Consider the following 18,548-nt stretch of genomic DNA (forward strand, 5'->3'; position numbering starts at 1 on the left):
GCCCTGCCTTCAGATCGCTACTTGTTGTCTCTCGAGAACGGAGGCCAAGTGCATGATGTTTTCCTCTGTCATGGAATCGCCGGAAACTTCGCCGCTGATCTGGCCTTCCCGCACTACCAGCACACGGTCGCAGACACCGATGAGTTCGGGCAGTTCCGAGGAAATTACCACGATGCCGACGCCGCTGCGGGCCAGTTCGCGCAGGATGCGGTGAATCTCGGCCTTGGCGCCGACGTCGACGCCGCGTGTCGGCTCATCGAGGAAGATCACCTGCGGCTTCACCGACAGCATCTTGGCGATGGCCACCTTCTGCTGGTTCCCGCCGGAAAGGGTTGAGACCGGCTGTCCGACGTGGCCGCACTTCAGGTTCAGCTGCTCGCCCAGGCCCCTGGCCTGGGCCTGTTCCCGGCGGTCGTCAATAACGCCAAGGTTCGAGGCGATCTGCTGTACCGCCAGGGCCGAGACATTCGAGGCGATGGACATTTCTAGGAACAGGCCGTCGCCCTTGCGGTCTTCGGAGAGATAGACGATTCCTTCGGCGATGCTGTCCTTGTAGTGCCGCCGGTCCAGGCACCGACCCTTGAGGCGGACTTCGCCGGTTACTTCGCCTTCAAGGGCGCAGATGCCCTTGACGATTTCGCTGCGTCCGGCGCCGATCAGGCCAGCAAAGCCGAGGATCTCTCCCTTTCTCACGTCGAAGGTGATGTTGCGGAAGCGCCGGCGCTCGCTCAGATTCTCGACAGCGAGGATGACCTCCGCGGAGCGCTCCTCCGGGCGCTGCTTTTCCGGGTAGAGAGTCTCGATCACGCGCCCCACCATTGCGTTGACGATTTCGCGCGGCGTGGTCTCGGCGATCTTCCGGGTGGTGATGTACTGGCCGTCGCGGAGCACGGTCACCCGGTCGCAGTTGTCGAAGATCTCCACCATGCGGTGGGAGATGTAAATGATTGAGATGCCCTGTGCCGCGAGCCGGCGCATGATGCCGAAGAGCACCTGCGCTTCCTTTTCGGTCAGCGCGGCGGTGGGTTCGTCCAGGATAAGCACGCGGCAGTCCAGGGTCAGGGCCTTGGCAATCTCCACCAGCTGCTGCTGCGAGATCGAGAGATCGCGGGCGAGGGACGTGGGATCGATGTCACCGAGCTGGCCTAGGACCGCGGCGGCGCGCCTCTCCAGGTCCCTGTAGTTCATCAGCAGATGGGGACTGGCGTTGGTGGCGGCCATGAAGATGTTTTCCGCCACGGTGATGTCCGGGCAGAGCGCGATCTCCTGGTGCACGAAGCCGATTCCCAGGCGCTGCGCCATGGCGGGGGAGGCGATGTCCACCGGCCGGCCGTCGAAGCGGATCTCGCCGCTGTCGGGGCGCAGGATGCCGTCGACGGCGTTCATCAGGGTCGACTTGCCGGCGCCGTTCTCGCCGGCAATGGCATGGATCTCCCCCCGGCGCAGTTCGAAGTCGACGCCGCGCAGGGCCTGGACCGGGCCGAAAGCCTTGCTCAGGTTCGAGATCTGAAGGATGAGGTCGTCTGCCATCGCATGACTCTTCGCCGGATGTGGTTCCGCCCGGCTTCCGCCTGGTTGCCCGCACCGCTGAAAGCGCGTCTGGTGCCTGCAACCGCGGCGGAAGATCTATTGGCGGCTTCTCTCAGCTCGGGTCGCGGCCTTCCATGTAGGCGTTGAGGTCGAAGGCGTCGGCATTCTCCTTCGTGATCACCGCAAAGCCGTTGTCGATGAAGGGTATCTGCACCGGATTGTAGCCGGAGACCTTGTAGTCGTTGAAGGGGTCGAAGATCTCGGAGTGTGCGGCCATGAAGGTGGAGACGAAGCCCATAAAGCCCTGCACGCCCTGGTTCGGGTTCAGCGACATGTGAATATTGCCGGCCTTGATATGCTCCAGCGTTGTCGGGGTGATATCCGCGTGCATGATGAGTACATCGGCTTTGGCTTCCAGCACGGCGGCTACCGCACCCTCGGCGGAGCCGGCCTCGGGGATCCAGAGCGCACCCAGGTTGGGGTTGGCCTGCAGGATCGAGGCGGTGGCGCGGTATGCGGCGTTGCTGTCCTGGTTAGTCGCCTGACGGCCGACCAGTTTCATATCCGGAAAGTTCTCTTCCATATAGGCGATGAGCGCCGTGACCCGGAGGTCGTGGTTGCTCTGGCCCGGATTCTCGAGCACGGCGTATTCGCCGCTATCGCCGATCTGTGAGACGATTTCCTCTGCGGCAAACTTGGCCTCGGCAACGTTGTCCGACGTGATGTAGGCGGAGCGCTTCGACTTTGGCGAGTCGGCGGCGAAGGTCACCACCTCGATGCCGCTGTCGATGGCGCGGTTGATCGGTTCGATGAAGGGGTCCGACTGCATGGGGTGCAGCAGGATGCCCGCAGGCTGCTTTACCATGTCCTGTTCGAAGGAGGCGATCTGCTTCGTGATGTCGTAATCCGGGGTGCCCGAGAAGATCGTTTCGCAACCCATCGCCTCGGCGGCCTGCTTGAAGCCCTGATAGACAGGGACCCAGTAGGGATGGGCCGAAACCATCACGTTCATGATGTAGGTTTCCCCCGGCTCACACTGAAACCTGCTTTGAGCCGCAGCGTCGTTGGCGGTCGTCAGGGTAAGCGCCATTGCGACCGCGGTCAGCGCCCCGGCCAAACCGAAGAGTCTCATAGTGTTCCTCCGCTTTATCTCCCGGCGTTCGAGCCGGGTTCGTTTTATTCAACCCAGCGTGCGATTTTTTTCACTATACGAAATTTATCGCGCGACCTCTATCAAAAGCAGGGTGCCCCGAGGCTGTCAATCAGATTCGAGAAATAATTCGATTACTGAAATTTATTGCACCAAGCACCCCGCTCGCGAGATGACCCGAAGACGAGGGGCCTTGCCATGGAGTGCTGCTTTCCCAGCCATGGTCTTGTTCTGCGCTGCTTTCGCCTGTGCTCGGGACTTCCCCAGTCTCTCAATGCGCTTGTCCAGCAGACGGTTTGGCTGCTGTGGATCATGCCGGTCGGCACCAAGGTGAATCCGGAATCGGGAAGTCGCTCCGAGAGCTCGGCTCTGGCCCATGAAGCGGCCTCCCGCAATAGCGGCGTCGCCCTGGCGGTCAAGGCTTTCGTCAAAAGGCAATTGCAGAACGGCAGCCTGGTGGCTCCGTTCGACGAGACCTGCGATAGCGGTGAGGGATGTTTCCTCACTTGACCCGAAAGTGCCGCGCCGTCACCGACATTGATGAGGTTTCTAGGTTCGATACGGGATCTGCTGCAGCGGGAGGAGCAGGATACGCCAGGCATCGCGGAGGCGGGAACCTGGCGGCCGCCACCTGCTTGGATGGGTGGCTTTGCCGCCCGATGGGTAGAACCCGCCCGGGTCCTCTGGCCCTGTGCCGGGGCGGCGTCGTGGAACTCAATAGCCCAGGGCGCAACCGTCCTTTCGGGGATCCGATCCGCCGGAGAGAATACCCCGGCCGTGATCGATGAGAATGGCTTGGCCGCCGCCCAAAGGCTCAGGAGCCAGGCGCACGTCGTGGCCGATCGCGAGCAGAGCTCGGATTGTCTCTGCCGGAAACGATTTCTCGAGCTCGAGCGAGGACTCGCCGGCGAAGACCCGCGGCATGTCGAGGGCGGCCTGCACGTCCAGGCCGTAGTCGAAGACATTGGTCAGCAAGCGTGTGTGACCGAACGGCTGATAGTCGCCGCCCATCACGCCGTAAGGCATCAGCGCCCGACCGGCGCGCGTCACCATGCCCGGCATGATGGTGTGCATGGGCCGCTTGGAGGGGCCAATACAATTGGGGTGGTCTGCATCGAGGCGGAAGGATCGGCCCCGGTTCTGGAACAGCACACCCGTCTGTGGGCAGAGGATGGCGCTGCCGAAGGAATCGTAGATGGAATTGATAAAGCTGACGGCATTGAGGTCGCGATCGACGACGCAGACGTAGACGGTGTCGGACTTCCTGAGGCCGAGGTCCGGCAGGTTCTCCAGCGGGCGGTCGAGTCGGATGCTCGAGCGTAGTTCGCCCGCCCAGTCTTTCGACAGCAGTCGCTCGAGCTTCGCAGTCATGCTGGCAGGATCGGCGATCGCGGCGTTGCGGGCGGCGAAGGCCAGCCGGCCCGCCTCGGCCTCGAGATGCGTTCGCTCGGCCGATAGCGGCGCCCAGTCCTGGAGGTCGAAGCCCTCCAGGATATTCAGCATGATGAGGGCCGTCAGGCCCTGATTGTTGGGCGGAATCTGGTGCACGCGGATTCCGCGATAGTCGGTACAGATCGGCGTCACGTATTCGCCTTGCACGGCCGCGAAGTCCTCGAGGACGTGGCAGCCGCCGGCGGCGCGGAGCGTGGCGGTCATGGCCTCCGCGATCTCTCCCTCATAAAACGCCCGGCGCCCGCCGGCGGCGACCTTGGCGAGCGTCTCGGCAAGGGCGGGCTGGCAATGCAGGTCGCCCTCGCCAGGAACCTGGTCCCGCGGCAGGAAGACGGCCCGCGCAGCTTCGTTCTGCCGAAGCTGATTCGCGGCGCGCAACCAGTCGAAGCGGACGCGGGCATGCACCGGATAGCCGCCGCGCGCATAGGCGATGGCAGGCGCGAGCAGACGACTGAAGTCCATCCAGCCGTGGGTCTCGTGCAATCTGGTCCAGGCATCGATGGCGCCTGGCATGGTCACGGCGTGAACAGAGGTTGCCTCGATCTCGCGCATGCCTTGTTTAAGGAAGAGGTCCAGGGCCGCCGCCGCAGGCGCCCGCCCTGACCCGTTGAAGCCGATGACTTCCTCACTGCCGCCAAGGCACATGAGGGCGAAGCAGTCGCCGCCGATGCCTGTAGACTGCGGCTCCACCACGGCCAGCGTCGCCGAGGCGGCGATGGCGGCGTCGAGGGCATTGCCGCCCTTGCGCAAGACATCGATTGCAACTCCCGTCGCGAGCGGATGAGAGGTGGCCGCCATGCCGTTGCAAGCGTGCACGGTCGATCGACCGGGGAAGTCGAAATCGCGCAAAAGATCTCTCCTGTTCTATCGTTTGGCGCGGCCCGGTGGCCGCTGCGGCAACGCAAAACGCCGACGCCGTTCCTCGTAGAGGCGCTCGATCCGAGCCATGTTGCGCAGGGAGTCCCGTATATGCTCGCGTGCCGCTTCGGCAGCCCGAGGCCCATCACGGGCAACGACCGCGTCAATGATTTCACGGTGCTGCTCGACGGCGTCATCCCAGGAGTCGATCCAGAGCACTTCAAGCCAGAGGGCAACCCGCAGCTGCTCGTAGAGCCGGCGAGTCATATCCTGCAGCACCGGGTTTCGGGTTGCCGAAACGATCACTTCGTGAACCTTCAGGCCGAGCTCCAGCTCGCGGGCGGGCTCCCGGGACTCGCTGTCCTGGTGCTGGTTGATCGCCTCGATCTCCGCCATGACCGCCTTCAGGCGGGCCAGATCCTCGTCGGTTGCCGTGCGGCAGGCGACCTCGGCGACATAAGCGTCGAGGCCCTCGCGCGCCACCAGCAGGTTGCGGATCGCCTCCGGCTCGAAGTGGACGACGGAATAGCCGCTATTCTGCCTACCGATGACCAGGCCCTCTGCCTCCAGAAGCATGAGCGCTTCGCGAAGCGGTGTGCGGCTGACACCGATCAATTTCGAGAGCCTTACCTCCGAGAGCCGCTCGCCGGGATGGAAGGTCGAGGACAGGATCATGCCCTTCAGGGCTTCGTAGGCATGCCGGCGCAGGGCGCCGCCGCCTGCGTGCGGTCGCTTTGCGTCGGGGCTGGCGTCTTTCTGGCTCATATCAGGCCCTGATTTTCCTGCTGCCGTTGGCGTCGGCCGCTGCAAGATGCGCATGCAGCCGCCTCTCCACCCGCCTGGCAAGCAAGATGACGAGATACACGATCGCAAGGTAGAACGCCGCCGCGGTCACGAAGGCTTCGTAGAAGGCAAAGTTCCGCGAGGCGATGACTCGCGCCACCCCGGTAATATCCATCACCGTGATGATGGATACCAGCGAGGTCGCCTGCAGTTGGTAGACCACTTCGTTGGTGTAGGCGGGCCACGCCGCCGCCAGTGCCCGGGGGAACAGGATGAAGCGCAGACGCTGGAGGGCGGACATGCCGAGCGCCATCGCCGCCTCCACCTCGCCGCGGGGGACGGCCTGGAGGGCGCCACGAAAGATCTCCGAGCTGTAGGCGGCAGTGTTCAGGGAGAGGGTCAGGACCGCACAGAACCACGGCTCGCGGAAGAACTGCCACAGGCCCACGGCCTCGAGGGTAGGCCGGAACTGCCCGCTGCCATAGTAGATCAGGAAGATCTGCGCCAGCAGGGGCGTTCCCCGGAAGAACAGCACGTAGATCGTGGCGGGCCAGAATACCGCCGCTTTCGGGGACAGGCGCATGAGCGCGATGGGCAGGGCAAGCACTGCGCCGAAGAGGCAACTGAGCGCCGTGTACTGCAGCGTGATGACAGCACCGCTTGCGAAGGCATCCAGGTGATCCGAGAGGAATGTGAGCATCAGAGCCTGCCGCCGACGACACCACGGCCCGCCCAGCCTTCCGCCCGCGCCTGTGCCCACATGGAAGCCAACGTGATCGTCAGGTAGACGAGGCAGGCGGCAAAGAAAAAGGTGAACGGCATCCGCGTTGCCCGTGCGGCCACGTCGGCATTGCGCATCAACTCGGGCAGTTGGATGATCGAGATCAGTGCCGTCGCCTTGACCAGAACCATCCAGACATTGCCGAGACCGGGCAGGGCGTAGCGGAACACCTGCGGCAGAATAACGAGGCGCAGCGCAGCCATGCGATTCAACCCCAGGACGGCGGCGGCCTCGTGCTGTCCGGCCGGCACGTTCAGGTAGGCGCCCCGGAACACTTCGCAAGCGAAGGCGCCGTAGATGAAGGTTATCGTTGCGATGCCGGCGGCAAAGGGATTGATAGCGACGACGAAGTCATATCCCAGCGACGCCGCCACGTCCTGGACGAGCGTCGGCACGCCGTAGTAGACGAGCAGCAGCAGAACCAGCTCCGGCACGCCGCGCACGACGGTGGTGTAGGCTTCCACGATGGCGGAACGGAGCCTGGACCGGCCGAGTTTCGCGAGGGCGGCAAGGAGCCCGACGATGACGGCCCCCGCCATAGAGACGACGGAGACCATTACCGTCAGCTGGACCCCCTCCCAAAGCAGCCAGCCGTAGCCCTTGAGGTCGAGCATCAGCGTCGGTGGGCGAAGCTATCGAAAGTCAGGCAATCTACTCCCCGTAGACATCGAAGCCGAACCACTTCTCGGAGATCTTCTGATACGTGCCGTCGGCACGGACCTTGGCAATGGCGTCCGAGAAGGCGTCCGCGATGTGTGCGTCTTCCTTGCGCACACCGACACCGGCGCCGTAGCCGAACCACTTCGCGCCAGTATACTCCGGGCCGCGGAACTCGAAGCCCTCTCCCTCCGGCGTCTTCAGGAATCCTTCGGACGCTGCGACAACGTCGGCCATGATGGCGTCGACGCGGCCCGATTGGAGGTCGAGATAGGCCTCTTCCATCGTGGCGTAGACCCTCAAGTCGATGCCGGCCATCTCATCGCGCATGAAGCGCTCGAAGCTGGTGGCGCGCTGGGTGCCGACGACCTTCCCCTGCATGGCCTCCCGGCTGATCTCGAGCGTGCTCGCCTTAGGGACCACGAAGCGAGCCGGCACCTGGTAATACTTGTCCGAGAAGGTAATGCGTTCGCGCCGCTCGTCGGTGATGTAGAGGGAGGCGATGATGGCATCGTATTTCTGCGCCAGGAGGCCGGGAATGATGCCATCCCAGTCCTGCACCGCGAACTCGCAGTTCGCCCCGATCTCATCGCACATGGCACGCGCCAAGTCGATCTCGAAGCCTTGCACCTTGCCTTCGTCGTCGAGGTAGTTAAAGGGCGCGTAGGCGCCTTCGGTCGCGATCCGGAGTGGGTTGGGCAGCTCCTGCGCGGAAGCGGGGATGGCAAGCAGAAGCGTGCCCAAGATCAGGCTGACGGTGGTTCGCATGACAGGCTCCCTGTTGTCGTTATTGTATACAATATTGCATGCGATCGAGGCTGCGTCAACTGTCTCTCTGGCCGACGACATCGGCTGAAGCTCTTTGAGCCCAATCGCGTTCGACGCTCCGCGCCCTCCGGAATGCCTCCACGCATTCCGCGGACTTTGGAATAGCCAAAGCGAAGAACGCCGCGAACAGGCCGCTGAAGCAAAAATCAGGCTGAGGGATCTCAGGCGCCGGATTGAAATGTCATGGTCCATGGTCTTGCAGAAAGCTGGATACCGCTTGGTTAAACTCCGCAGGGTTTTCGATGTTGATCGAATGACCACCATCGAGATCGGTGATGGATATTTCCGGATGAGTTGCGGCTAACCAGTCGCGCGTTGGCTGAAATCGCCGCTCCTTCAACCCGTTTACCAGCAAGGTCGGGACCCGCAGTTCACCCAGCCGGTCACAAACGAAAAGTCGCGGGATCGCCTCTTGCTGCAGGAGTGCATAGCCTCCGGGATCGACCTTGTCGGCTTCTATGCTCAGGATTTTGCGGATTTCGGGAGAGAAGCGACGGGCATGGACCGGATGATAGGGTATCCGGCGGATCGCCGTGGGCCCACCGGACCACAGCGCCGCAACCAGATCGCGATGCGCGGCCTGCGCGTCTGGAGGCCAGTGCCGGCGTAGCGCTGCGTTCGCGTTGGTGAAGATCTGCGCGATGCATCGATCCGGGTAGTCGAGCGCATATCTCAGCGAGAGGCCTGCTCCGAAGCTCTGCCCGCAGATATGCCACCGCGGAATACCCAGGGAGCAGCGCAGTATGTCCAGAGCGCGAACCATGGCCTCTGGTCGAGCCGCTTCGGGCTCCTCCAGCGTGGGCGATGCGCCGTGCGCGGGAAGGTCGACCCGGATAATGCGGAACACTTTCGACAGGGCCCGGTTCGGCAGCCAATGCTCCCGGCTGGACAAAAGGCCGTGGATCAGCAGCAGCGGCGGCAGGTCGCTTTCAGGACCGGTATCGTAGGCAAAGACCGGTAGGCCACTCATCCTCTGAAGATGTCCCTGAGGGTAATTGAAGTTCTCACAGCACCTTTGACCTTGCCGGCCGGTTTGACCCGCACTGGAAGAACGAGCCCGCCGGTCGACTTCCGGAGAAGCATACCCAAATACCGTGTGGTCTAGACCCAACCATTTGTTTGGTTACTCCAAACATAGCAGCGCCTATACCAGCCCAAAGCAGGCGCACTCGCATGGGGCGCTTCATCGATGGAGGGAACCATATGTCCGTCGTCAGCCTTGAAGTCCACGACCAGGTCGCCAGCGTCATCATCGACAATCCGCCGGTGAACGCGCTGGGGCGCGAGGTAAGGGCCGGGCTCCTGGATGCCTGCCGATCGATTGACCAGGATCCCTCGGTCAAGGCCGTTGTCCTGTCCTGCAAGGGGCGCAGTTTCGTTGCGGGGGCGGACATCCGCGAATTGGGGAAGAGGCCCCTCGAACCCTATCTGCCTGACGTGCTGGCGGCGATCGAAGGCTCGCGGGTGCCCTGGGTCGCGGCGATCCATGGCACCGCACTCGGTGGCGGGCTTGAACTGGCGATGGCCTGCCACGGGCGCGTCACTGCGCCATCGGCGAAGTTGGGGCTGCCTGAAGTGACTCTTGGCATCATTCCAGGCTCGGGCGGTACTGTACGGTTGCCGCGACTTGTGCCGATGAGAACGGCCGTCGGAATGGTGACGGGCGGCAAGCCGGTGGAGGCTGAAGCGGCCTTCGATACGGGGTTGGTCGACGCGCTGAGCAACGGTAACCTGCTTGCCGATGCCAGGGCCATGGCACTTGAGCTTGCAGGGCAGGGTGATCCGGTGCCGACCTTATCGAGGAGGTTGGTGCCAGGCGACCCGGTGGACTGGACCGTCGAAGAGGGGCGCCTTCTAAAGCGCAGCCGAGGTGCGACGGCTCCGCTCGAGGCCTTGGCTACCCTGCGAGAAGGTGCCGATCTGCCGGCGGCCGAAGCACTGTCCCGAGAACGGGCGCGGTTCTTGCGGCTCGCCGCCTCCCACGAGGCCGCAGCTCTCCGCCACATCTTCTTCGCCGAACGCGCCGCGGGGCAGAGTCTGAAGTCCGTCGATGCCAAGCCCGTCGATCTGACGCATGTCGGTGTGATCGGCGGCGGGACGATGGGGGCGGGGATAGCTACCGCGCTGCTGCTGTCGGGCTCCGGGGTGCGGCTGATAGAACGAAACGCAACTGCTGTCGAGGCGGCGCGCCGGCGGGTCGCCGAAACACTGGCGGGCAGCGTCAAGCGGGGGGTCGTTACCCAGGCGAAGGCCGATGATGCTTTGGCCCGGCTTATTCCGGGTGATGACTATGCGGCGTTGGCGGATTGCCCGGTGGTGATTGAGGCCGTGTTCGAGGACATGAGCGTCAAGCGCGAGGTCTTTGCCGCCCTGGATGACGTGATGCCGGCGGACGCGATTCTGGCGACGAACACCTCCTATCTCGATGTGAACGATTTGGCCGCGATGACCCGAGACCCGTCGCGCCTTCTCGGTCTGCATTTCTTTTCGCCGGCCCATGTCATGAAGCTGCTTGAGGTGGTTCGCGGCGGGGCAACTGGCGCGCGGGCCCTGGCCACAGCGGCGGCACTGGCCAGGTTGCTGCGCAAGATCCCGGTTGTGGCTGGCGTTTGCGATGGCTTCATCGGCAATCGGATCATGGCCGCTTACCGCAGGGATTGTGAGTTCATGCTTGAGGAGGGAGCGCTGCCGCATGAGATCGATGCCGCCATGCGCGACTTTGGTTTCGCTATGGGTCTCTACGAGGTGCAGGACATGAGCGGGCTGGATATCGCCTGGGCGCAACGCAGGGCTCGCGCGGCGCATCGCGATCCTTCCGAGCGCTATACGCATATTGCCGATCGTCTCTGCGAGGCCGGGCGCCTGGGGCGCAAGGCCGGAAAGGGATGGTACGACTACAGCACGGGAGTGGCCGAACCGGACGCGGAAGTACTGCACATCCTCGAGGAGGAGAGCGAAAAGGCCGGCCGGATACGCCGCCGGTTCTCCGCTGAAGAGGTCATGCAGCGGATTCTCGGCGTCATGCAGGAGGAGGGAAGAGCAATTCTCCGGGAAGGCATTGCCGAAAGCGCTGGTGATATCGACGTCGTAATGGTGCTGGGCTATGGCTTCCCACGGCATAAAGGTGGCCCCATGTTCATGGCCGGTGCCCGCTAATCAGGTGAATCCGCTGGCCGTTGAGAAAAGCGGCGACGAAAAACGCCCTCGGCGATCTTGGTCTTGAGGATCTCAACCGATCCGCCCGCGATCATCCAACCCCTGGTGCGGCGTTGGCAGTATTGAACGGTGATTTCCTCGGAAAATCCCATGCCGCCCATGATCTGCAACGCCTCGTTGGCGGCGAAGTAACCGGCTTCGTTACAGGCGAGCTTGGCCATGGCGGCTGCCTGTGCGGAGGGCAGGCCGCCTGGCGCTGTCGCCGCGGCCCGAAGGAGCAGCAGCTGCGCCGCCTCCAGTTTTGTCGCCGCGACTAGACCTGCCTATGGGGTGAAGGCGCGCTCTTCCAAGGAGTTGATGTCGCCTCCTGGCATTCAGCGGCCGTTTATCAGAAGCGGCAGACTGGTCCGCTCCCCGGCTGCATGCCGACATAGACGAGTTGGACGCCTCAAATGTCAGCCTGGCGGCGCTGACCAGGCCCGAGGAGGTGGCCTCCGGAAAGGCGGCTCGTGACCCTAAACGGACATTCATTTGCTTGTCCGGAACATCCGCCCGTTTTCCCCGCGATGCCGTCAAGATTGGCTTGGCACCTTCAGGCAAACTGCTGGCGCACGGCTGCAAAGATGCCGCGGGCCTGGTAGCTGCGGTATCGCTCCATCGTCAGAGGATCTGCGGTGCCTTTCGAGATCTTCTCGCGATGGCCGTTGGGAAGGTAGCTCAGGTCACCGCCCGGCAGGTCGCGGCGGCGGAAGCGGTAGAGGGCGCCGCGGCGGCGCCGGTGCTGGTTCTGGATCGACAAGCTGGCGGGCCTTTTCGTGGGTGCGCCGTAGCCAGGAGAGAGGCCCTTGAACGGCCGTCTTGTGGACAAGCCGTGTGGTACAGCTCTGTGGTACAGAGCGTCTCCGCGCCTGTAAGCAACTGATTTTTCTGGTACTTTTGGAAGAGTGGCTGGGGGACCTGGATTCGAACCAGGGCTGCTCGGGTCAGAGCCGAGAGTTCTACCGCTAAACTATCCCCCAGCAGGCGGGCCTGAGAGAGCCTCAGGCGGGCTCTTCATAGCGCGGCGGTGCTTTACATAGTCCTACCACCCCCCTGATGACAACCACTTTTGGGGCGTTTTTCGGCCCCTTTCAGGCTATTTTTTTGCCGATTTCGCGCTGCAGCGTGACCAGGGGTGCTGGCGAAAAGCCCTGTGATCACGCTAAGATAGCCGCCAAAGCCTTGAACAAGCGGCGCCGGAGGCCAATCCGGCGCCCTTAAGAAGAACAGGAACGAGCTTCAGGTGACCGCCTCCGTCAACGGGCAAGGCCGCGATTCTTGGGGGCGGCCGGACGCCAGCCGGCAGCGCCCGGGTACCACAGAAGCCGTCTCCGAGGGGCTTTACGCGGCCCTGGATCTCGGCACCAACAATTGTCGCCTGCTGGTGGCAAAACCTTCCCAGGACGGTTTCCGGGTGGTCGATGCCTTTTCGCGCATCGTGCGCCTGGGCGAGGGGCTGGCCGCCAGCGGCCGCCTGTCTGGGCCGGCCATGTCGCGCACCCTGGAGGCCCTGAAGATCTGCGCCGCCAAGATCCGCCGGCGCGGCGTCACCCGGGTGCGCGCCGTGGCGACCGAGGCCTGCCGGCGGGCCGACAACTGCGAGGACTTCCTGGAGCGGGTGCGGCGCGAGACCGGGATCGAACTGGAGATCATCTCCCAGAACGAGGAGGCGGCGCTGGCGATCTGCGGCTGCGCGCCCCTCATCGACCCGGACATCCCCGACATCCTGCTGTTCGACATCGGCGGCGGCAGCACCGAGATCTGCTGGCTGAAGGCCGAGCCCGCGCCCGGCGGGCCGGCGGAGGGCGCCCCCCTGGCCGCGGCGGAGCTGTCGCTCTTCGCCTGGGCCTCGGTGCCCATTGGTGTCATCACCCTGGCCGAGCGCCACGGCGGCGGCGAAATCTCGCCCGATACCTACCAAGCCATGGCGACGGAGATGGCGGCGGCGGTGGCGGTCTTCGACGCCCGCCACAAGGTGACCGCCTCGGTGGCCGGCGGCAAGCTGCAGATGCTGGGCACCTCCGGCACGGTGACCACCCTGGCCGGGGTCCATAAGAACCTGCCGCGCTACGACCGCTCGCGGGTCGACGGCAGCTACCTGGACATGCCGACGGTGCACGATATCTGCGCGCGCATCACCGCCATGACCTACGACCAGCGCGCGGCCCATCCCTGCATCGGCCCGGAGCGGGCCGATCTTGTAGTGGCCGGCTGCGCCATCCTTTCCGCGCTCTGCCGCCTCTGGCCGGCCGAGCGCCTGAGGGTCGCCGACCGCGGCCTGCGCGAGGGCATGCTCTATGCCATGATCCACGGCATCAGCGCGCCCGAGGGCCGCTGGGCCGACCTGGGTGCAGCCCCCGGTCTGGACTGAGGGGACCGGGAGCGTGGCGAAAGGCGGCGGCAGGGCGCGAGGCGGCGGGGCAAGGTCTTCCGGGCGTGGCGGGGCGGGACGCGACACCTCGGGCCGCAATCTCAAGGTCAGGGTGAAAACCGCCAAGCGGCGCTCGATCTCCTCGACCCGCTGGCTGGAGCGCCAGCTCAACGATCCTTACGTGGCCGAGGCGCGCAAGCGCGGCTACCGCTCGCGCGCCGCCTTCAAGCTGATCCAGCTTGACGATCGCTTCCACTTCCTGAAGAGCGGGGCGCGCATCGTCGACCTGGGCTGCGCGCCCGGCGGCTGGCTGCAGGTGGTGGCGGAACGCTGCGGGCGCAGCGGGCGCATTGTCGGAATCGACCTGCAGGAGGTGGAGCCGGTGACCGGCGCCGACCTGCTGGTCGGGGACTTTCTGGACGACGACGCGCCCGACCGCCTGAAGACGGCGCTGGGCGGTCCGGCCGACGTGGTGCTGTCGGACATGGCGGCCTCCTCGACGGGGCACGCCAAGACCGACCACCTGCGGGTCATGGCCCTGGCCGAGGCCGCGCACCTCTTCGCCCGCGAGGTCCTGGCCCCCGGCGGGGCCTTCGTGGCCAAGGTGCTGCAGGGCGGCACGGAGCGCGGGCTGCTCACCGAACTGAAGCGGGACTTCGCCAAGGTCAACCACGTGAAGCCGGCCGCCAGTCGGGCCGATTCGGCGGAAATGTACCTGGTGGCCACCGGGTTCCGTGGCGCGCGCCCGGAAGAAGACGATGAAGACGGCGGCTCCGGCGCCTAGACGGCGATGACCTCGCCCAGGTGCTCGGCCAGCTCGTGGTCGGGAATCGGGGTCAGGTCTTTGGACAGTTCGCCGTCGATCTTGGCAGCGGCCTCCTTGTTCAGGGCCTGGCGTAGATCGCCGAGGGTCTTGGCCGGGGCCACCAGGACCAGCCGGTCATAGCTTTTCAGCCGGGCCGCGGTGTTCAGCAACTCCGCCAGTTCATCGGCGAAGCGCCGTTTTTCCTCGCGATGGGCGTCGCTCGGCGGTTCCATGGCGTGGCTCTGCGGACCCATGCGGTCGTGGGTACGGCCCGGCCGGTCGGCATCGATGTCGCGGCTCGGCTTGTGGGGGTGACGCATTTCCTCTTCCGGCAGGGGCGTAAGTCCTTGGCCGGGGCCGGTATTCTCCAGGATCCGCGCCCGCGCGCCATCGGCAATGACGATCCAGCTGCGAGTTGGTTTCATGGCGACTTTCCTGACTTCGGTAAAGATTTCAGGGTGATATTCCCGCCGCTTCACGGGCGGCGCGATGATACAGGTCAATCGGCGCGAGCCCCGGGACCCGCGGGCCGGAGCCCGCGGCGCCAGCCATGAGTGGCACGCGCCCCCGCTATGCTAACGTCAAGTCGGGGGAGGGGCGCAATCCGCTTGGCATAGCGGGGCCTATGTGTATGATGCGGCGCCAATCACCGCCAAGGGGATAGGCATGGAACTCCGACAGGCTCTTACTTTCGACGATGTCCTTCTCGAGCCGGCGGAGTCCGCAGTCCTCCCAAATCAGACAGACACGCGCACCCGCCTGACCCGCTCCATCGAGCTGGGCATTCCGCTCGTTTCCTCCGCCATGGACACGGTCACCGAAGGCCGTCTGGCCATCGCCCTGGCCCAGGCCGGCGGCATCGGCGTGATCCACAAGAACCTGGACATCGACCAGCAGGCCGACGAGGTCCGCCGGGTGAAGAAGTTCGAATCGGGCATGGTGGTCAACCCGGTGACCATCCACCCGGACGAACCCCTGGCCAACGCCTTGGCGCTGATGGAGAGCCACAAGATCTCCGGCATTCCGGTGGTCGAGCGAAAGACCAAGAAGCTGGTCGGCGTGCTGACCAACCGTGACGTGCGCTTCGCGGAGAATCCACAGGAACCGGTCTCCGCGCTGATGACCAAGGAGCGCCTGATCACCGTCAAGGAAGGCGTCAGCAAGGAAGAGGCCCAGCGCCTGCTGCACCAGCACCGCATCGAGAAGCTGCTGGTTGTGGACGACGACTACCGCTGCATCGGCCTGATCACCGTGAAGGACATGGAGAAGGCGCAGGCCTATCCCCATGCCTGCAAGGACGACCAGGGCCGTCTGCGCGCCGCCGCCGCCATCGGCGTCGGTCCCGATGGCATCGCCCGGGCCGACGCCCTGCTGGATGCCGGGGTCGACGTCATCGTGGTCGATACCGCCCACGGCCACTCCAAGGGCGTCCTCGGCGCGGTCCGCGAAGTCAAGCGCCTGTCCAACGTCGCCCAGGTCATCGCCGGCAACATTGCGACCGCCGAGGGCGCGCGCGCCCTGGTCGACGCCGGCGCCGACGGGGTGAAGGTCGGCATCGGGCCGGGTTCGATCTGCACCACCCGCATGGTTGCCGGTGTCGGCGTGCCGCAGCTCACCGCGCTGCTTGACACGGCAGAGGTCTGCGCCAAGCAGGGCGTTCCGGTGATCGCCGACGGCGGTATCAAGTTTTCCGGCGACCTGGCCAAGGCCATGGCGGCCGGCGCCAGCTGCGCCATGATCGGCTCGCTCTTCGCCGGCACCGAGGAAAGCCCCGGCGAGGTCTTCCTGTTCCAGGGCCGCTCCTACAAGTCCTACCGCGGCATGGGCTCGGTGGGTGCCATGGCGCGCGGCTCGGCCGACCGCTATTTCCAGCAGGAAGTGGCCGACAATCTGAAGCTGGTGCCCGAGGGCGTCGAGGGGCGTGTGCCCTACAAGGGCCCCGTGGGCGCCGTCATCCACCAGCTGGTCGGCGGCCTGCGCGCCGCCATGGGCTACACCGGCAGCGCCACCATTCCCGACCTGCAGAAGAACGCGCGTTTCCTGCGGATCACCAATGCGGGTCTGCGCGAGAGCCACGTGCACGACGTCACCGTCACGCGCGAGGCGCCCAACTACCGCAACGAGATGTGATCGGGCGCGGGCTGTCATTCCCCACGCCGCCCAGGCCGCCAGTGCGCCCGCAGCGAGCGGCGTTTTTTCGCCGGGGTAGGGCCAGTTCCCGAAGGAGGCTGGCGCCATGATGCCGGCGGCGCGCCTGCAGGCGACCATCGAAATTCTGGACGGGATCACCGGCGAAGGCGCCGGCGAAGGGGCCGTTCGTCCGGCGGAGCGGGTGGTGAACGACTACCTGCGCCAGCGCCGCTACATCGGCTCCAAGGACCGCCGCGCCGTGACCGCGCTCACCTATGACGTGCTGCGCCACCATGCGCGCCTGGCCTGGTGGCTGCAGCGCGGCCGGGGCAGCGCCGCGGCGTCGCGCCAGCAGCTGCTGGCCTACCTGCTGCTCTGCGAGCATGAAGATCCTCAGGCGCTGAACCGTCTCTTCGACGGCTCGCGCTACGCCCCGCCACCGCTGACGACGGAGGAGGCGGCGCTGGTCGAGCGACTGGAAGAAGCCGCCCGGGAACCGGAGCAACCACCCGCCTGGGTCGCCAACGAGGTGCCGGAGTGGATTATGCCGCGCCTCGAGGCCGCCTTCGGCGCCGCGGCGGAACAGGAAGCCGCCGCCCTGCTGCAGGAAGCGCCGGTGGACCTGCGGGTGAACACCCTGCTGGGCAGCCGCGCGGATGCTGTCGCGGCCCTGGCGGAGGAGGGCATCGAGGCTGCGCCGACGCCGCTGTCGCCGCGCGGACTGCGTCTTGGCGGGCGGCGGGCGCTGCGCGCCACCCAGGCCTTCGGCGCCGGCCTGGTTGAACTGCAGGACGAGGGCTCGCAGCTCGCCGCCTTGCTCTGTGACGCGCGACCGGGCATGGCGGTCGCCGACGTCTGCGCCGGGGGCGGCGGCAAGACCCTGGCCCTGGCGGCAGAGATGAAGGGGCAGGGCCGGCTGCTGGCCATGGATGCCGAGCAGGCGCGGCTCGACCGCAGCGCCATCCGCCTGAAGCGTGCGGGTTTAAGTGAAGGAGGGGGCGGCTTCGTCGAGCGCCGCGCGCAGAAGAACCTGGCGGCGGCGGAAGACCTGCAGGGCACTTTCGACCGGGTGCTGGTCGACGCTCCCTGCAGCGGCAGCGGCGCCTGGCGGCGCCATCCGGACGCCCGCTGGCGCCTCACCCCGGAAGCTCTGGAGGGCTACAAGGCGGCGCAGCACGATGTGTTGCGCCAGGCGGCGGTTCTGGTGAAGCCCGGCGGGCGCCTGATCTACGTCACCTGCTCTCTGCTACCGGAGGAGAACCAGGATCAGGTCGAGGCCTTCCTGGCCGACGCGCCGGACTTTGCCGCCCTGCCGCTTGGTGAGGTCTGGGCGCAGGTGCTGACTGTGCCCTATCCCGGCGAAGACCCCTATCTGACCCTGACGCCGGCGCGCCACGGCACCGACGGCTTCTTTGTCGCCATTTTCCGGCGGGAGGAAGAGGCATGAACGAGATCTTCGTTTTGCGCCCCGCCTTGCCGCGCGACGCCGACGCCATCGCCCGGATCCACGTTGAGACCTGGCAGAACACCTACGCCGGCCTGGTGCCTTCGGACTACCTGGCGCGCATGAGCGTCGCGCGCTCCTCGCCGCAGTGGCACCGCGCCGCCGCCAAGGCGGAAAAGGGCAACGACCTCATGGTGGCGGAGGTCGACGAAGAGGTTGTCGGCTTCATCTCCTTCGGGCCGACGCGCAACCCGGAGATGCCCTACGGCGGGGAAATCTATGCCCTCTATGTCGGTGTCGACTGGCAGGGGCAGGGTCTGGGCCGGCGCCTGCTCTCCACGGCGCTGGAGGCGCTCTCGAAGGAGAAGCACAAGGGGGCCATGGTCTGGGTGCTGGCGGCCAACCCGGCGCGCTTCTTCTACGAGGCCATGGGCGGTGAGCGGGCCGGTGAGCGCATGGAGAGCTTCGCCGGAACGGAGTTGGAAGAATTGGCTTACGGCTGGCCGGACCTGGAATCCTGGCTGGCCCAGACGCAAAGTTGAAGACAAGGACGTGATGCCGCGG

At 65.5% G+C, this 18,548-nt stretch carries 18 protein-coding genes and 1 tRNA gene; 7 read left to right on the forward strand and 12 right to left on the reverse strand.

Annotated elements, in window-relative coordinates:
• Positions 1–9: 9 nt before the first annotated feature.
• Both H7X47_RS21315 and H7X47_RS21320 read right to left on the reverse strand, forming a co-directional pair.
• A complete protein-coding gene (locus H7X47_RS21315; RefSeq protein ID WP_193370778.1) occupies positions 10–1,530 on the reverse strand; it encodes a sugar ABC transporter ATP-binding protein in 1,521 nt (506 codons plus the stop codon).
• Between the two features lie 112 nt (positions 1,531–1,642).
• Positions 1,643–2,662, reverse strand: a complete 1,020-nt coding sequence (locus H7X47_RS21320; RefSeq protein WP_193370779.1) for a substrate-binding domain-containing protein — start codon at positions 2,660–2,662, stop codon at positions 1,643–1,645.
• A 216-nt stretch (positions 2,663–2,878) separates the two neighbouring features.
• Here H7X47_RS21320 and H7X47_RS21325 point away from each other — a divergent pair, with 216 nt between their 5' ends.
• Entirely contained in the window at positions 2,879–3,190 is a 312-nt protein-coding gene (locus H7X47_RS21325; protein WP_193370780.1) for a type 2 periplasmic-binding domain-containing protein, read from the forward strand.
• A gap of 204 nt (positions 3,191–3,394) precedes the next feature.
• Here H7X47_RS21325 and ggt read toward each other — a convergent pair whose 3' ends face one another.
• From ggt to H7X47_RS21355, 6 genes are all read right to left on the reverse strand, one after another.
• Positions 3,395–4,981 (reverse strand): gamma-glutamyltransferase, encoded by a 1,587-nt coding sequence (ggt, locus tag H7X47_RS21330; RefSeq protein WP_193370781.1) that lies wholly within the window; start codon positions 4,979–4,981, stop codon positions 3,395–3,397.
• Positions 4,982–4,996: 15 nt separating this feature from the next.
• Positions 4,997–5,755, reverse strand: a complete 759-nt coding sequence (locus H7X47_RS21335; RefSeq protein ID WP_193370782.1) for a GntR family transcriptional regulator — start codon at positions 5,753–5,755, stop codon at positions 4,997–4,999.
• A 1-nt stretch (position 5,756) separates the two neighbouring features.
• The gene (locus H7X47_RS21340; RefSeq protein ID WP_193370783.1) at positions 5,757–6,473 is read right to left on the reverse strand and encodes an ABC transporter permease; all 717 of its coding nucleotides are present in this window, start codon (positions 6,471–6,473) and stop codon (positions 5,757–5,759) included.
• Complete coding sequence (locus tag H7X47_RS21345) at positions 6,473–7,168, reverse strand: ABC transporter permease (protein ID WP_193370784.1); 696 nt, start codon at positions 7,166–7,168, stop codon at positions 6,473–6,475. Before H7X47_RS21345 ends, H7X47_RS21340 begins: the two co-directional genes overlap by 1 nt.
• A 37-nt stretch (positions 7,169–7,205) precedes the next feature.
• Entirely contained in the window at positions 7,206–7,979 is a 774-nt protein-coding gene (locus H7X47_RS21350; protein WP_193370785.1) for a transporter substrate-binding domain-containing protein, read from the reverse strand.
• 241 nt (positions 7,980–8,220) lie between these two features.
• Positions 8,221–9,009, reverse strand: a complete 789-nt coding sequence (locus H7X47_RS21355) for an alpha/beta fold hydrolase (RefSeq protein WP_193370786.1) — start codon at positions 9,007–9,009, stop codon at positions 8,221–8,223.
• Between the two features lie 233 nt (positions 9,010–9,242).
• Here H7X47_RS21355 and H7X47_RS21360 point away from each other — a divergent pair, with 233 nt between their 5' ends.
• Positions 9,243–11,195, forward strand: coding sequence for a 3-hydroxyacyl-CoA dehydrogenase NAD-binding domain-containing protein (locus tag H7X47_RS21360; RefSeq protein WP_193370787.1), 1,953 nt, complete (start codon positions 9,243–9,245; stop codon positions 11,193–11,195).
• On the opposite strand, the gene H7X47_RS21365 is transcribed toward H7X47_RS21360, so the two are convergent.
• The 3 genes from H7X47_RS21365 to H7X47_RS21375 all read right to left on the reverse strand — a co-directional run bounded on the left by H7X47_RS21365 (position 11,192) and on the right by H7X47_RS21375 (position 12,214).
• Positions 11,192–11,494: an acyl-CoA dehydrogenase family protein gene (locus tag H7X47_RS21365; protein ID WP_193370949.1), complete on the reverse strand. Its 303-nt coding sequence runs from the start codon at positions 11,492–11,494 to the stop codon at positions 11,192–11,194. The genes H7X47_RS21360 and H7X47_RS21365 overlap by 4 nt on opposite strands.
• 293 nt (positions 11,495–11,787) lie before the next feature.
• Positions 11,788–11,994: a hypothetical protein gene (locus H7X47_RS21370; RefSeq protein WP_193370788.1), complete on the reverse strand. Its 207-nt coding sequence runs from the start codon at positions 11,992–11,994 to the stop codon at positions 11,788–11,790.
• Between the two features lie 146 nt (positions 11,995–12,140).
• Positions 12,141–12,214 (reverse strand) — tRNA-Gln (locus tag H7X47_RS21375).
• 263 nt (positions 12,215–12,477) lie between these two features.
• Between H7X47_RS21375 and H7X47_RS21380 the strand changes: the two genes are divergently transcribed.
• Entirely contained in the window at positions 12,478–13,605 is a 1,128-nt protein-coding gene (locus tag H7X47_RS21380; RefSeq protein WP_193370789.1) for a Ppx/GppA phosphatase family protein, read from the forward strand.
• Positions 13,606–13,618: 13 nt separating this feature from the next.
• Positions 13,619–14,389 (forward strand): RlmE family RNA methyltransferase, encoded by a 771-nt coding sequence (locus H7X47_RS21385; protein ID WP_193370790.1) that lies wholly within the window; start codon positions 13,619–13,621, stop codon positions 14,387–14,389.
• Here the strand turns inward: H7X47_RS21385 and H7X47_RS21390 are convergent.
• Positions 14,386–14,835, reverse strand: coding sequence for a host attachment protein (locus H7X47_RS21390; protein ID WP_193370791.1), 450 nt, complete (start codon positions 14,833–14,835; stop codon positions 14,386–14,388). The genes H7X47_RS21385 and H7X47_RS21390 overlap by 4 nt on opposite strands.
• 241 nt (positions 14,836–15,076) lie before the next feature.
• Here H7X47_RS21390 and guaB point away from each other — a divergent pair, with 241 nt between their 5' ends.
• The 3 genes from guaB (at position 15,077) to H7X47_RS21405 (ending at position 18,526) form a co-directional block, all read left to right on the forward strand.
• Complete coding sequence (gene guaB / locus H7X47_RS21395; protein ID WP_193370792.1) at positions 15,077–16,540, forward strand: IMP dehydrogenase; 1,464 nt, start codon at positions 15,077–15,079, stop codon at positions 16,538–16,540.
• A 106-nt stretch (positions 16,541–16,646) separates the two neighbouring features.
• On the forward strand, positions 16,647–17,987 hold the full coding sequence (locus tag H7X47_RS21400; RefSeq protein ID WP_193370793.1) for an RsmB/NOP family class I SAM-dependent RNA methyltransferase: 1,341 nt from the start codon (positions 16,647–16,649) through the stop codon (positions 17,985–17,987).
• Positions 17,984–18,526 carry a GNAT family N-acetyltransferase gene (locus tag H7X47_RS21405; RefSeq protein ID WP_193370794.1) on the forward strand — a complete coding sequence of 181 codons (543 nt, stop codon included), beginning with the start codon at positions 17,984–17,986 and terminating at the stop codon, positions 18,524–18,526. The genes H7X47_RS21400 and H7X47_RS21405 overlap by 4 nt, the downstream gene beginning before the upstream one ends.
• Positions 18,527–18,548 lie beyond the last annotated feature (22 nt).

This window comes from Pelagibius marinus (assembly GCF_014925385.1).
Taxonomy (GTDB): domain Bacteria; phylum Pseudomonadota; class Alphaproteobacteria; order Kiloniellales; family Kiloniellaceae; genus Pelagibius; species Pelagibius marinus.